General features: G+C 63.0%; 17 protein-coding genes. 9 read left to right on the plus strand and 8 right to left on the minus strand.

Annotated elements, in window-relative coordinates; genetic code table 11:
- On the minus strand, nt 1–543 hold the full coding sequence (locus tag GCN75_RS01280) for a GNAT family N-acetyltransferase (protein ID WP_152280987.1): 543 nt from the start codon (nt 541–543) through the stop codon (nt 1–3).
- A gap of 76 nt (nt 544–619) precedes the next feature.
- Between GCN75_RS01280 and GCN75_RS01285 the strand changes: the two genes are divergently transcribed.
- The 6 genes from GCN75_RS01285 (at nt 620) to GCN75_RS01310 (ending at nt 4,388) form a co-directional block, all read left to right on the plus strand.
- On the plus strand, nt 620–1,816 hold the full coding sequence (locus GCN75_RS01285; RefSeq protein ID WP_226940993.1) for a citrate synthase family protein: 1,197 nt from the start codon (nt 620–622) through the stop codon (nt 1,814–1,816).
- Between the two features lie 56 nt (nt 1,817–1,872).
- Nucleotides 1,873–2,364 (plus strand): MarR family winged helix-turn-helix transcriptional regulator, encoded by a 492-nt coding sequence (locus GCN75_RS01290; RefSeq protein ID WP_152280988.1) that lies wholly within the window; start codon nt 1,873–1,875, stop codon nt 2,362–2,364.
- 44 nt (nt 2,365–2,408) lie between these two features.
- The gene (locus GCN75_RS01295; RefSeq protein ID WP_099668007.1) at nt 2,409–2,867 is read left to right on the plus strand and encodes a PaaI family thioesterase; all 459 of its coding nucleotides are present in this window, start codon (nt 2,409–2,411) and stop codon (nt 2,865–2,867) included.
- Complete coding sequence (locus tag GCN75_RS01300) at nt 2,864–3,301, plus strand: GNAT family N-acetyltransferase (protein ID WP_152280989.1); 438 nt, start codon at nt 2,864–2,866, stop codon at nt 3,299–3,301. The genes GCN75_RS01295 and GCN75_RS01300 overlap by 4 nt, the downstream gene beginning before the upstream one ends.
- 139 nt (nt 3,302–3,440) lie before the next feature.
- Entirely contained in the window at nt 3,441–3,698 is a 258-nt protein-coding gene (locus GCN75_RS01305) for a hypothetical protein (protein WP_152280990.1), read from the plus strand.
- A gap of 276 nt (nt 3,699–3,974) precedes the next feature.
- A complete protein-coding gene (locus GCN75_RS01310) occupies nt 3,975–4,388 on the plus strand; it encodes a hypothetical protein (protein WP_152280991.1) in 414 nt (137 codons plus the stop codon).
- Between the two features lie 557 nt (nt 4,389–4,945).
- Here GCN75_RS01310 and GCN75_RS01315 read toward each other — a convergent pair.
- On the minus strand, nt 4,946–5,965 hold the full coding sequence (locus tag GCN75_RS01315) for a site-specific integrase (RefSeq protein WP_152280992.1): 1,020 nt from the start codon (nt 5,963–5,965) through the stop codon (nt 4,946–4,948).
- Nucleotides 5,966–6,186: 221 nt separating this feature from the next.
- Here GCN75_RS01315 and GCN75_RS01320 point away from each other — a divergent pair, with 221 nt between their 5' ends.
- Entirely contained in the window at nt 6,187–7,209 is a 1,023-nt protein-coding gene (locus GCN75_RS01320) for a DNA-binding protein (RefSeq protein ID WP_226940994.1), read from the plus strand.
- Nucleotides 7,210–7,376: 167 nt separating this feature from the next.
- On the opposite strand, the gene GCN75_RS01325 is transcribed toward GCN75_RS01320, so the two are convergent.
- The 5 genes from GCN75_RS01325 to GCN75_RS01345 form a co-directional block, all read right to left on the minus strand.
- Complete coding sequence (locus tag GCN75_RS01325) at nt 7,377–7,910, minus strand: DUF3592 domain-containing protein (protein ID WP_152280994.1); 534 nt, start codon at nt 7,908–7,910, stop codon at nt 7,377–7,379.
- On the minus strand, nt 7,907–8,356 hold the full coding sequence (locus GCN75_RS01330) for a GNAT family N-acetyltransferase (RefSeq protein ID WP_152280995.1): 450 nt from the start codon (nt 8,354–8,356) through the stop codon (nt 7,907–7,909). Before GCN75_RS01330 ends, GCN75_RS01325 begins: the two co-directional genes overlap by 4 nt.
- A gap of 89 nt (nt 8,357–8,445) precedes the next feature.
- Nucleotides 8,446–9,006 (minus strand): hypothetical protein, encoded by a 561-nt coding sequence (locus GCN75_RS01335; RefSeq protein ID WP_152280996.1) that lies wholly within the window; start codon nt 9,004–9,006, stop codon nt 8,446–8,448.
- Nucleotides 9,003–9,437, minus strand: a complete 435-nt coding sequence (locus GCN75_RS01340; RefSeq protein WP_152280997.1) for a DUF1801 domain-containing protein — start codon at nt 9,435–9,437, stop codon at nt 9,003–9,005. The genes GCN75_RS01335 and GCN75_RS01340 overlap by 4 nt, the downstream gene beginning before the upstream one ends.
- Nucleotides 9,438–9,476: 39 nt before the next feature.
- On the minus strand, nt 9,477–10,085 hold the full coding sequence (locus GCN75_RS01345; RefSeq protein ID WP_152280998.1) for a hypothetical protein: 609 nt from the start codon (nt 10,083–10,085) through the stop codon (nt 9,477–9,479).
- 189 nt (nt 10,086–10,274) lie between these two features.
- Here GCN75_RS01345 and GCN75_RS01350 point away from each other — a divergent pair, with 189 nt between their 5' ends.
- Together GCN75_RS01350 and GCN75_RS01355 are read left to right on the plus strand one after the other, a co-directional pair.
- Nucleotides 10,275–11,183, plus strand: coding sequence for a VirK/YbjX family protein (locus tag GCN75_RS01350; protein ID WP_152280999.1), 909 nt, complete (start codon nt 10,275–10,277; stop codon nt 11,181–11,183).
- Between the two features lie 137 nt (nt 11,184–11,320).
- Complete coding sequence (locus tag GCN75_RS01355; RefSeq protein ID WP_193317341.1) at nt 11,321–12,673, plus strand: serine hydrolase; 1,353 nt, start codon at nt 11,321–11,323, stop codon at nt 12,671–12,673.
- 3 nt (nt 12,674–12,676) lie between these two features.
- Here the strand turns inward: GCN75_RS01355 and GCN75_RS01360 are convergent, their stop codons facing one another.
- Entirely contained in the window at nt 12,677–13,030 is a 354-nt protein-coding gene (locus GCN75_RS01360; protein ID WP_152281001.1) for a hypothetical protein, read from the minus strand.
- Between the last annotated feature and the right edge of the window lie 2 nt (nt 13,031–13,032).

Consider the following 13,032-nt stretch of genomic DNA (forward strand, 5'->3'; position numbering starts at 1 on the left):
TCATAGGACAGAGTCTACCCCAGCCGCCCGCAAATCCAGCGCATACGCATGACCATCGACGACGTTGCCTTTCACGATGGCAATATCGGGCACGGCAACGCCCTGCGAGAAACGGCAGCGTTCCAGCACGCGGATCGAAGCCCCGTTGCCATCGATGGCGTAGGCGCACAGGCTTTGCAACTGCCATTCCTCTTGCGCCAGGGCGATCAGGTACTGTAGCGCGGCCGTCGCCAGGCCCTTGCCCGCCTGCCGTTCGCCGATGCGGTAGCCGACTTCGGCCGTGCCCTGCTGCCGGTCGATGTCCTTGAGGTTGGCGCGCCCGATCAATTCACCGCGTTCGTCCACGATGACGCATGGGTGCATGCGCCCCTGTGCGTGCTCGTCTAGGAATTGCGTGACGTGCGCGTGGATGCCGTCGATGCTGTAAAAAGCGTCCGGGCGCGGGTCGATATGGTGCTCGAACCAGGCCCGGTTGGCTTGCTCGAAGGCCAGCAGTGGCGCGGCGTCGTCGGGGCGCAAGGTGCGTATCGTGTGTGTGTTCATGCAGACTCCTGGAAAGGCATGAGTCTAGTGAGGCGCCACCCGGGCCGTCAATCTTGATTCCATCAATCAATATAAAGTGACAAACGCTACAATGGCCGCCATGAACAACGACCTGTCCGCTCTCGACGCGGCGCGCCTGCTGGGCGTCAGCCTGCCCACCCTGTATTCCTATGTGAGCCGGGGCCTGCTGGCTTCCGTCAGCAATGGAGAGTCGCGCCGCAAGCGCTATCCGCAGGAAGACGTGCTGCGCCTGGCGGCACGCAAGAATGACGCCAAGCGGGGCGGCCAGACGGCCGTGGCCGCCATGCACTGGGGCTTGCCCGTGCTGGAGACGCAGATCTCCCACATTCTCGGTGGCCGGCTGCTGTACCGCGGCTGCGATGCGACGGTGCTGGCGCGGCACGCGACACTGGAAGTTGCCGCCGGCCTGCTGTGGGACGACAATGCGCACGCATATTTTCAGCAAGACGCGCCTGCCCTGCCGCCAGGGCTGCCCAGCGCGCCGGACGCCACGCCATGGATGCGCGCCATGCTTGCCATGGCCATGCTGACGACAGCGGACATTTTCCACTCGCTGCAGTCGGGCCCCGCGCTGATGCGCGTGCTGGCCGCCGCCCTGCTGCAGACGGCACCATCTGCCTTGCCCCTGCACCAGCAACTGGCCCAGGCGTGGCAAGCGGACGCGGAGCAAGCGCAATTGCTGCGCGCCACGCTCGTGCTGCTGGCCGACCATGAGTTGAACGCGTCGACCTTTGCCGTGCGCTGCGTCGCTTCGACGGGCGCCAGCCTGCCTGCCGCGCTGAGCGCGGGCTTGGCGGCCTTGTCAGGTGACAAGCACGGCGGCGGCAGCGCGGCGGCCCGGCGCATGTTGACGGCCGCGCTGGCCGCGCCCGATGCCAGGACCGCCATCGCCACCTTTTACACGGTCACCGCGCCGGAATTCTCCGGCTTCGGCCATCCTCTGTATCCGCACGGCGACCCGCGCGCCGCGTATCTCCTGGAAGTACTAGGTGCGATGTCGCATGGCTACCCGCAGCTGGGCGCCATCCTCGCCGCGTGCACCACGGCAAGCGACTTGCTCGAAATAAAACCGAACGCCGACCTGGCGCTGGCCGCCATGGAACTGGCGTTCGGCTGGCCCGACGGCGCGGGCATGACCATGTTTGCGCTGGCCCGCTCGGCCGGCTGGATCGCCCATGCGGCCGAGCAAGCGGCCAGTGCGGCGTTGATACGCCCGCGCGCTCGCTACATCGGGCGCCACCAGCGCGGGTGACACGCGGCTGACAATAGACGCTTGATTTATTACGCATACGTAGTAGTATACTCCGCATGCGTACCAATACCTCCTCCCAATCCGACCTCCCCGATGCCGCAGCCTGCCCGCTGGGCGAGCGTTCGCCGCGGCTGTTCAATCTGCTCAACCTGGCGCGCCAGAACCTGTTCCGTTCGGCCGATGCCGTCTTCACCAGCGAACTGGGGTTTTCAGGCACGCAGGTTGTCGCCCTGTTTGCCCTGAAGGGCGAGGAAGGCTGCCAACTGAAGGATCTGGGGCGGGCGCTGCAATTGAAAAACTCGGCGGTCACGGGCCTGGTGGCGCGCATGGAAGAAAACGGCCTGATCGTGCGCGGCCAGTCGGCGCTCGACGCGCGCGCCGGCACCCTGCACATGTCGCCCAAGGGCGGCGAGGTGCTGGCCGCCGCCCTGCCCCTGCTCGACAGCCTGAATGAACAACTGAAGCAAGGTTTCAGCGAGGAAGAGCTGGCCGTCGTCGCCCGCTTCCTGCTGCACGCCTCGCGCCTGCGTTTCCAGCAAGACATTTAATCTGCAAGACGTTTAACCCAACCCTCACCCCCACAGGAGTTAGCATGCACCCCAACGACATGACCGGCTTGCAACTGATGCAAGCTTTCGCGCAAGGCCTGTTTCCCCGGCCCGGTATTTCCAAGACCATGCCCATGGACGCTCACACGATCGAGCATGGCAGGGTCATCTTCACGGCGACGGCAAATGAAAACCACACCAACCCCATGGGCGGTGTGCACGGCGGTTTTGCCGCCACCGTGCTGGACACGGTCACGGGCTGCGCCACGCACACGGTCTTGCCTGCCGGCGAAAGCTACGGCACGACAGACCTGAACATCAAGATGTGCCGCCCCCTGCCCTTCAACGTGACGGTTTATGCCGAAGGCAAAGTCATCAATGCGGGACGCAACCTGGTCATTTCCGAAGGCACGATCCGCGACGAAGCCGGTAAAGTCTACGCGCACGCGACGGCCACTTGCATGATCATCCGCCCGGCCCAGCGGGAACAAGCGGCCGCATGATCCGTATTGGCAACATCGAGGAAGCCTGGCAGGTGCTGCAGGCGATACCCGAATTCGACCAGCGGCGCAGCCTGGCGCAGTTGCAGGAGCAGCTGCCCACCGGCGCCCTGGTGCTGATCGCGGAGGCGGACGGCCAGCCCGTCGGCTGCAAGCTGGGATATGCCGCCGAAGATGGCTCTTTGTACAGCTGGCTCGGCGGCGTGCTGCCCGCGCACCGCAAGACGGGCCTGGCGCAGCGCCTATTGGAGCGCCAGGAAGGCTGGGCACGCGAGCACGGCTTTGCGTCCGTCACCGTGAAATCGATGAACCGCTATCCGGCCATGCTGCGCTTGCTGATCCGCAATGGCTACCAGATCCGGCTGGTGGAGCACTTTGGCGACCCTGCAAGGGAGCGCATTCATTTCATCAAGCCGCTGTCCAGGAACGCCGAGTAAAATCAAGGCCCTGTCTTCGACTTTTCAAAAGAGCAATAATGCCATACACTCAGTCATTCTTGCCGTCCGCGGCCAGAAGCAGACGATCACCAACGTAAGAACTGAAGCATCGCTTCTTTGAATTTTTGGAGCAACGATAGTGGACAAGGTAATTGTTTTGCAAATTTTCGATAATGATGGCGTGGACTTGAATGGTGTAAAACTACGGTCAACAAATGATGTTGCGGAAGCTCTTGAAAAAATGTGTCCCGAAAAATCTGGTGTGACCGTTTCTATCGAGGCCAGCGAGTCCACATATTACGAGTCCATCGGCAAGGCTATTTACGGAAGCCACCGGGCTGGATTTTCAGGTGAACGATTACGCATACTTGTCGATGGCAAGCCTTTGGAAACCTGACCTCAATCGTCGTCGCGCTAGTGCCTGCTGCTAGTGGCCAGAAGCAGACCTATTCACGCTTTCGCATATACTGCGCTGAACGAAGTGCCCGGGGGAAGATGATGACTGATCGTAATGCACGACGGCTTGCCTTCGCTGGAGCGTCGTTGATCGCAAGTTTAATTTTGTTATGTGTGATGTTGAACTTCACTTTTCCGCAAGAAAGCATCTATAGAAATAGCTTTTGGCTCTGCTTAGGCCCACTTTTTCTCTACGTGCGAGCCGTGCCGAAAAAAATTGGAGCTCCCGATTGATTGGTTCGACTTAACCGTTCCTGCTCCCGGCGAAGACAGCATCTGGCCAGGAGCAGTCGTTGAAGCGAAACTTGAGCAACTAAAATCAATGATAAAAATTATGGAATATGAAATACAACTTCAGCTGGGACAGAAAATTTCCCGCATGTTTCTATTTTTTTTCTCGTTAATTTTCTTTGGCTGCGCCTTTGCGCCTGAAGTTGTACCAGCGCATGTACGGTTTTTTTCCTTGGCGCTATCGGCACTATTTTCTTGCGTAGGGAGCAATAAATCTGCCTTGATTTCACCGATAAAGAGCTTGCAATGGAAGTTCATGCCGCCGGTACCACGAACTTTGTTTCTCGCTTTTTTTCAGTTGCTAGCATTATCGACTGTAATGATGTTCTTGGATGTTTAAATTGCCACGACTTAAGTAGACACGACTGAACTGCTCATCAACTATGATTGAGCGCCACTTGCTTCTCGTCGGGCACTCCCTTGGTGGCGACAGTTCGGCACAGTTTTCCGCTGACAATCCGGACCGCGTATCCAGCTTGATCAGCCTCGACAACCGTCGGGTCGCGTTGCCCCGCTCAACTGGTATCCACGTCCTGGCAATTCGTGCCAGTGACACCACTGCCGACCGCGGTGTACTGCCGAATAAGGAAGAGCGCGGCCGCTACGGTACATGCGTGGTCCACATCGAAGGCTCGCGCCACAGGGATATGCAAGATGCAGGCAGTGAACAATTGAAGGCCAAAATTGTATCCGCCATCGATACTTACCTCGCTCCAGCGCAGCACCCTAACTACGCTTGCGACCGAGACTCAAAGCTCAAATAGTGTTCAGGCGATCATTTTTGATATTGTAAAGTCCGCTTTGGGGCGAAAACAGACGTACAACACCCCGGTACGAGCATCAGGCCGGCCATCCCGTTCGCTGCTGTATTGATGCCGCGAGGTATTGTCGACCCCGTCACCCCACCGGCTTCTTCTTCGCCTTCAATAAACTTCCCGCCGCATTCTCTTCAAAACGCCCCGCTTCTTCTATATAGCCATGCACGGTGCCATCGTGGCGCCAGCCGCCCTGGCGCTTGATGGCCTGGAAATCGGCGCCGGCCCGGTGCGCGCTGGTGGCCATGCCGCGGCGCAGGCTGTGGCTGGACAATTCCGGCACGTAATCGAGCGCCGCCAGCCGGGCGCAGCTTTCCAGTATGGTATTGATGCTGCTCGCGTGCAGCGCCCTGGCGCTGACATGGCCCCACTGATTGACGGGGCGCAATAGCGGCCCCGTGCGGATGTGCGCCGCGGCCAGCCAGGCGCGCAAGGCCGTGGCCGGGCAGCAGACGCCGTCGCCGAACGGAATCGCCTTGACGATGCCCTCCCCCAGTTGATCCGTTTTCGAACGGGGCAAGGTGATCACCATGCCCTGCGGCTCCCAGCTCACGTCTTCCAGCATCAATCCCGCCAGTTCGCTGCGCCGGAAACCGCCAAAAAATCCCAGCTGCAGCAGGGCGCTGTCGCGCAAGGCCTTGACGCTGCCCACCGCGGCCAGCCTGGTGACGATCGTTTCCAAATCTTCCAAAGGCAGCGCCTTGGCCTTCTTTTTCGGCTTGCCGTGCAGGCGGGCGATGCCGGCCAGGGTCTTGCGCACGGTGGGCGTGGACGCGGGGTCCGCAAAGCCCTGATACACATGCCATTGCGACAGGGCCGTCAGGCGCAGGGCCAGGGTGCGGGCGTTCAGGCTGTCTGCATACGCCATCAGGTAGCGGATGACGGTGGACTCGTCGGCGGGCAGCGCCCCGCCCCACGCCTGGAAGTGGCGGATGGCGGAACGGTAGGTGCGGCGCGTGTTATCCGAGGTGGCGGCGGCGAGAAACGCCTGGTGGCGCGCGGCCAGGTCGGCATCGATCAGGGCGCCGTGTAACGGTGCAACGGTGATGGCGCCTGTTTTCGGCACGGCGACACGGCGTTTCGGGAGGGGTAAATCGGGCATGGCGGCAGCGAAATCGCGGTTGTGTACTGGGAGAGTCGCAGAATACCATGCAAACCACCCCCATAACACGCGATAAGCGATCTTATCGCAGCTTATATTTTTCAATAATTCCAAAAATTTATATCGTAATATTGTGCGATATTACGTATCATGTAATACGTTACTAAATTTCGCTCATAGGTGATTTTATGGCCCGCACCGGCATTCTGTACTCTGATGTTATGAAAGCAGCCCAAATCGTCGCTGCCGATGGGCGCAATCCCACGGTCGACAGCGTGCGCGAAGCGCTGGGCAGCACGGGCAGCAAGAGCACCATCGCGCCCCTGCTCAAGCGCTGGAAAGAAGAATTCCAGGGCGCGGGCGCCGTGAAGACGGAATCCGGCTTGCCGGCCGAGTTGATGGAAGCGATGCGCGGCGTGTACGACAAGCAGCAGCGCGACGTGGCACAGCAGCTGGAAACCGGGATGCTGCAACACCGCGCCGAACGCGATGCGGCTTTGGCCCAACTGAAGAAAACGGAAAATGAGCGGTTGAAACTGACGGAGGCACGCGCCGCCCTCACCCAGGAATTGCGCGCCACGCAGCATGCGCTGGCGCAACTGAAGGAAGAGCACCATTTCCGCGCCGTCACCCTGGCCACCCTGCACAGCGACAATGCGGGCCTGACGCAGCGTCTGGCCGACCGGGGCGAGGAAATCGCCGCCCTGAACCGCCAGCTGGCGCAGGTGCGCTCGCAGTTCGACCACTACCAGGAAGCGGCCGCCGCCCAGCGCAGCGAGGAACGGGGCCAGTCGCAGCAACGGATCAGCCGGCTGGAACAGGACAACGCGCAGCTGCAGCAGCGCTTGCAAGGCCAGCAAGCGACGCTGGTGCAGCAAGACATGCGCCTGGCGCAGCTGCAGGCGGAGCAGACGGCGCTGGCGGCCCAGGCCGCGGCGGACCGCGAAGCCCTCGCTACCGTGCGCCCCGAGCGCGACCAGTTCGAATTTCAGTATCTGCAGGCGGCAGCGTCGGCCGACGCCCTGCTGGCCAAGCTGGAGACGGCCCTGCTGGCGCTGAACGACGCCAAGGTGGCGCTGGCCGCGCAAGACCGCCAGCTCGACATGCTGGCGGAAAACGGACAACTATCGCAGCAGAAAATGGACGCCTTGGCGCAGGAGCGCGACGGTTTGCTGCGCGAGAATGCCGGCATGGCCGCCAGGCTGGGGCTGCTAACCGGGAGCAAGGAGCAACGCCGTGTTTGACCCGTGTTGTGATCGTCTGGGATATCTGCGACGGCCCCAGGACGGGTATCGCCCGCCGTCAGCGCTTGCCCCATGATTTCGCTTGCCCCATGACGGCCGACGGCCGACGGCGACGAATATGCGCAGCATTTCACGCGGACACCGGACGGCGCGCCGCTTGAGCAAGACTACGACCGCGCAGCCATGGATGCCACGTCCGGCAAGGCAGACTTCGCTGGCGGCGCCTGCTTGCGCGCTTCCGATACGCCCAGCACGAACAGGAGCACCCCCAGCGCAAGGCCGAAATAATCGAGGAAATCGAGGCTGGCGAGGAACACGGCCGTATCGCCGGGGTCGCGCGGCCGGTAATGCACGCGGATGTGCGCGCCTGGCGCCATGCTGGCCAGGCGCCAGGCAGTGACGGCCTGGTCGCGGTGGCAGCCGGCGTTGCCGATCCGCGAGACGCCGATGCGCGAACTGCGGTAGGCCTTGCCATCGACGCTGTAGCGGTAACTGAGTTTGACGCACCAGTCCTGCGACTTGCCCGTGCGCTGATACATGCTGCTGCGCACGATCTCGGCGCTGGTCACGGGCCAGGTGGGAGAAGCGAGCTTGTCATAGGCGCGCCAGAAGGAAAAATACGCGGTGGGAAGGGCGAGCAGGATCAGGAACCAGCCCATCATCCTTGCCAGGGCGGGATCGATTGCGCCAGGGTCTTTCATCGCACAGGCGGCGCGGCACGGTAGCGCACCCTGATCCACGCGCCGAGGATGTCCACGCCGCCGTCGCCGGCGTCTTCGACCCAGCCCGCGCGCGCATAGAAACGCCGGGCCCCCGTATTGCCCAGCTGCGTCTTCAGGCTCAGGTGGGGACCGAAGCGCGCCACCACGGCCGCCAGCAGCTGCGCACCGATGCCCTGCCCGCTGTGCGCCGGGTGCACGTACAAATGATGCAGGAAATAGTCGGGCGCGTCCCCCGTATGCACGGCCGCAAAGCCGATGACGATGCCGTCACGCTCGGCAACGAGGATTGCTTCGCCTTGCGTTGCTGTCGTGAACGCCGCGGCGTTGGCGACAGGGCCGAAGGTGTCGCGCCCCGCCAGCGCCAGGATGGCGGTGCAGCAAGGCGTGTCCGCCTGCGCAAATGGCCGGACCGTGGCTGGCATCATGCGGCGGCGCGCAAGTGAGGCGATGCCGTGGCGAAATGAGAACGAAACATGGGCAGGCGCGTATCAGTTATCGGAATGCCATTATACGGTCACAAACGGCGGTTCAGCACGCTGTCGATATCGTGGGTTTTCAGTTCCACGTGGACGACGCCGTTTTGTAGCCAGTAGCCGTCGTCCCCCTGAGCCAGCGCAGCCAGATCGAGCGTGCCCAGCGCTGGCGGGATGGCGCCGGCAAGGAAAGCCGCCGCCTCGTCCCATGCCGCATAGAACAGTTTCAGGTACCAGCCGTCGTCGTGGGCAAAGGCGAGGAAGCGGTTTTGCAAGGCGGCCAGCTGCGTGCGCTGCGACGGCGCGGCGCGGTAGGCGAGCGCGGCGGCCACGCCCCCATCCAGGGGCGGCGCCGCCGCGCCCCGCCAGTCGGCCCAGGCATGGCTGCCGCAGGCGTACAGGTCTTCTTGCGCCAGGGCCGGCAATTGCTGCTGCGCCAGCGCCTGGCAAGCGGCAGGTTTCATGGGCGTGCCGGCGCTCCCCTTGCGCAGCACGATGCCGCCAGCCTCGCCCAGGGCGGGAAGAAAATCCTTGAATTCGATGCCGGAAGCGACAAGCATGCGCTCGGCCGGGTCGTGCCACAGATACAGATAATGTCTCACGTGCTCGTCCGCTTTGCCTTGGGCGTCGTGTTCAGGGCCACGGCGGCGCGTATCAGCGCCTTGAACGCGGCAGTATCGAGATGCTCGCCTTCGTGGAGGTCGATGGCCCGGCGCGTGTTGCCGTCCAGGCTGGAATTGAACAGGCCGTCCGGATCGGGCAAGGCGGCGCCCTTGGCAAAGGTCAGCTTGACGGCCAGTTTATAGGTTTCGCCCGTGCAAATCATGCCCGCATGCGACCACACGGGCACGCCGCGCCATTTGACTTCTTCCACCACGTCCGGGTCCGCCTGGCGTATCAGCGCGCGCACCGTGGCCAGCGTTTTGCCGCGCCAGTCCGCCAGCGCGGCGATTTTCGCGTCGATCAGGGCAGTGGCGGACTCGGCGCTCACCGCGCCGTCGTCGGACTGCGTGTCAGGTTCTGCTTTTTTCATGGCGGTGATCTCCTTTCCTGGTGTCCGTGTGCGCCTGCCTTACGGTGCGGGATCAGCCATGCAGCGTACAAGCGAGGCAATCAATTGTGTGCGCAGTGCCTGGTATTGCGCGTCCGTCGCAAAGTCGAGCGGATCGGCAGGCTGGTTCAGTATGTAGGCGGTGGCCACCGTGCCGCTAGCCGCGTGCAGCAGCGAGTACAGACTGAGGATGCCCGGCGTGTGCGCGATACTGGCGCTATTCAATCCTAGCACTTCCACGCCATCGCGCGCGTCCGTTTCCAGCGGCAATTGGAGCGGCGGCTTGCCCCTGGCGGCCATTTCTCCCATTTGCGCCACGATGGCGTCGCGGTCGGCGGCAAAGCGGCCTGCGGCGCTGCGTTCGATTTTCAGGTTCACCAAGGGCAAGCTGCTCTTGCGGAACAACATCAGCCGGTAGCCATCGGCCGTCGATACCTGCGCCTCGCCCGTCGCCAGCTTGAGGCTGCGCGTCGTCGCATGTGCAGGCAAGCGGTCCTGCTGCCTGAACTGGAACTCGCTGCGGTTGATGCATTGCGCCAACGGCCCCAAGGGGTCGCTCGTGCGCTCTTGCGCCTGGGCGCCCAGTGCGGCGGCGAGCAGGGGAATGGCAAGCAAATGGCGGTGATGCATGAATGGCGGCAGTCGTCGAGTGAAGTTGCCGCGAGCATAACCGTCCAGATTGCCAGAAGGCAAATGTTTAGTTGCCATCCTCTAAATGCCTGCGTGCATGGCTTCTTAATATGAAATTCACCTGGCCCGCGTAGCATTCAAATTGGCAAGGCTCTCATTGTGCAGCGCCTGCCATTTTCCGGCTGAATCATGAATGACATCGCTTTATCCCTGCACCACGGCGCCGCCGTGCCCCATCCTGCCAGCGGCCACCGCCTGAAAGCGGCGCTGGGCGCCCTCTTCTTTCCCCGCCAGCGCACGCGCTGGCAAGCGTTCCTGGGCAGCATGCCAGGTTTGAACTCGCTGGCGCAGCTGCATCCCTGCCTGCGCTTCAAGATATACCGCCCTTACGCATCGCGCCAGCTGGGCTGCGAGGATCGTTTGGCCTTGCTGGAAGGACACTACCGTTTCCTGTGGCAGGCGGGCGCGCGGACCCTGGTCGAGCGGGCCGCGCGCCAGCCCCTGGTGCTGGCCGCGTTCGAAGGCAAGGACGGGGCGCTGTACCGCCTGCAGCTGACGGCCATTCACGACAGCTACCGCGAAGGCGAGCTGTGCCTGCGCCTCACGTGCGACGGCCAGCCCCTGTACCTGGCCAGCTTCCTGTTCCTGCCGCGCGCCGATGGCGTGTCCTTGCAGCTGGGCGCGCTGCAAGGCTTGCGCTCGGAAGCGGGTGCCCAGGCCGTGAAGACGGCCACGCGGGCCTTGCACGGTTGCCGGCCAAAAAACCTGATGGTCGCGGCCTTGCGCGATTTCGGCGATTTTTTCGCCTGTAACAACCTGTTCTTGATCAGCAATGACAACCGCATCGCCCTGAATGCGCGCCGGCGCCGCCATATTGCCGCCGATTACGACCTGGCGTGGCAGGAATTGCATGCGCTGCGCATGCCCAACGGGAATTATCACTTGCCCTGCGCCGCCTACCGGGCGCCCGACCTGGCCGCGGTGCCGTCAAAGAAGCGCGCCGATGCGCGCCGGCGCGGCGAATTACTGCAATGCATGACCAGCGACATGCGCGCGCAGCTGGCATGCCTGCTGGAAGCGCCGATGGCTGAACATTGAGCAATCGCAAGCCTTGCCATACCGGCAAACATAAAACTCAGGCAACCTTCATGTTGGGCCCGTATCCTTCACCAGGCATGCCAGCCACTTTCTCCATGCGCCGGCGTGCCTTCGATCCACTCTGGACAAGGTTACCCATGACACCCACTTTCGCCCTCCTCCCCCTTTGCCTCGCCGGTACCGCAGCACTGGCCTCTCCCGTGCTGGACGACGCCGTGCGCCAGCGCGCAGAAGAACTCACGCGCACGGGCCTGCACGCCAGCATCGTCATCGCCGTGATCGAAGGCAAGGACAGCGCCGTGTATGGTTTTGGCAGCAGCCAGGCAGGCAAGAGCGCCAAGCCTGGCGCCGACACCGTCTACCAGATCGGTTCCGTCACCAAGACCATGACGGCCTTGCTGCTGGCCAACGCCGTCGTCGAAGGCAAGGTCAAGCTCGACGAGCCCGTGGCGGCCTTGTTGCCGGGCTATACCGTGCCTGCCTTCGATGGAAAAACGATCAGCCTGCTCGACCTGGCCACGCATTATTCCTCGCTGCCGCGCCTGCCCGACAACTTCGCGCCCAAGGACCCGGCCAACCCGTATGCCGATTACACGGAAGCGAAGCAGCGGCAGTTTCTCGCCGCCTACCACCTGCCGCGCGCGCCAGGCACGGCCTTTGACTACTCGAACATCGGCTACGCCGTGCTGGGCACGGCCCTGGCCGCACAGGCCGGCACCAGCTATGAAGCGCTGCTGCAAAAGCGCATCGCCGTGCCGCTCGGCATGCGTTCCACCTCGAACCAGCCCACGCACGGCATGCTGGCGCGCCTGGCGCCCGGCCATCTGCTGTCGGGCGAACCCACGCCCGCCTGGGATTTGAATGTGGTGGCGCCGGCCGGCGGCGTCTATTCGAGCGCGCGCGACATGGTCGCCTACCTGCAAGCGTACATGTTCAAGCCGCTGCGTCCGTATGCACTGGCGGTAAAACCGCAGCGTCCGGTGGCGTCCGGCGACGACACGAAAATCGGCCTGTCCTGGCTGCTGGAACAGCGACAGGGCCGGGCCTACGCCTGGCACAGCGGCCAGACGGGCGGCTACAGCAGCTATGCGGCGTTCACGACGGACGGCAAGCGGGGCGTGGTGGTGCTGACGAATACGGCGCGCGACGTCGATGCGCTGGGCTTGTCCACCTTGCTGCCCGGCACACCCCTGCCGCCGCTGAAAAAGCCGCAAGCGGCCATCGAAGTGCCGCGCGCCGCGCTCGCCGAGTACGTTGGCGAGTATCCATTGGACAAGGATTTCACCTTGACGGTGAGCCTGGGCAAGCAGGGCCTGGAAGCGGCCGGGACAGGCATGGGATCCGCCCCCTTGTTTGCCAGCGCGAAAGACCAATTCTTCTTCCGCGCCATCGACGCGGAACTGGCGTTTACGCGCGATGCGGCGGGCAAGATCGCCAGCGCCGTGCTCAAGCAAAGCGGGCAGGATACGGTCTTGCCGCGCAAGCCGTAGCGTTCAGGCTGCCGGGTCTTGCATGAATTGCTCGACCCGTGCGACAAACGCCGCCTTGCTGCGCGTGCGGAACTCGCCCAGGAACACCTCGCTGTCCTTGACGGCTTTGCCGTGGCGGTCATATGCCACCTTGCCCATCTCCAGCACGAATTCGCCCTGCGGATCGTCTTCCGGCTCGAAGTGCGAGTTGAAGCTGTAACCGCTGTCGCGGCAATGGCCCCACAGCAGCAATGCGCTGCTGAACCATTGCATGGTGTCCGGACCGGGTTCCACCTCGAACAGGGTGTTCACGGTGATGTGCCAGCCGCCCGGTACGCGCAGCGGCTGCAAGGGATAAGGAAAGCGCGTGTGTTTCATGA

It is taken from the genome of Janthinobacterium violaceinigrum (assembly GCF_009208555.1).
GTDB lineage: Bacteria > Pseudomonadota > Gammaproteobacteria > Burkholderiales > Burkholderiaceae_D > Janthinobacterium > Janthinobacterium violaceinigrum.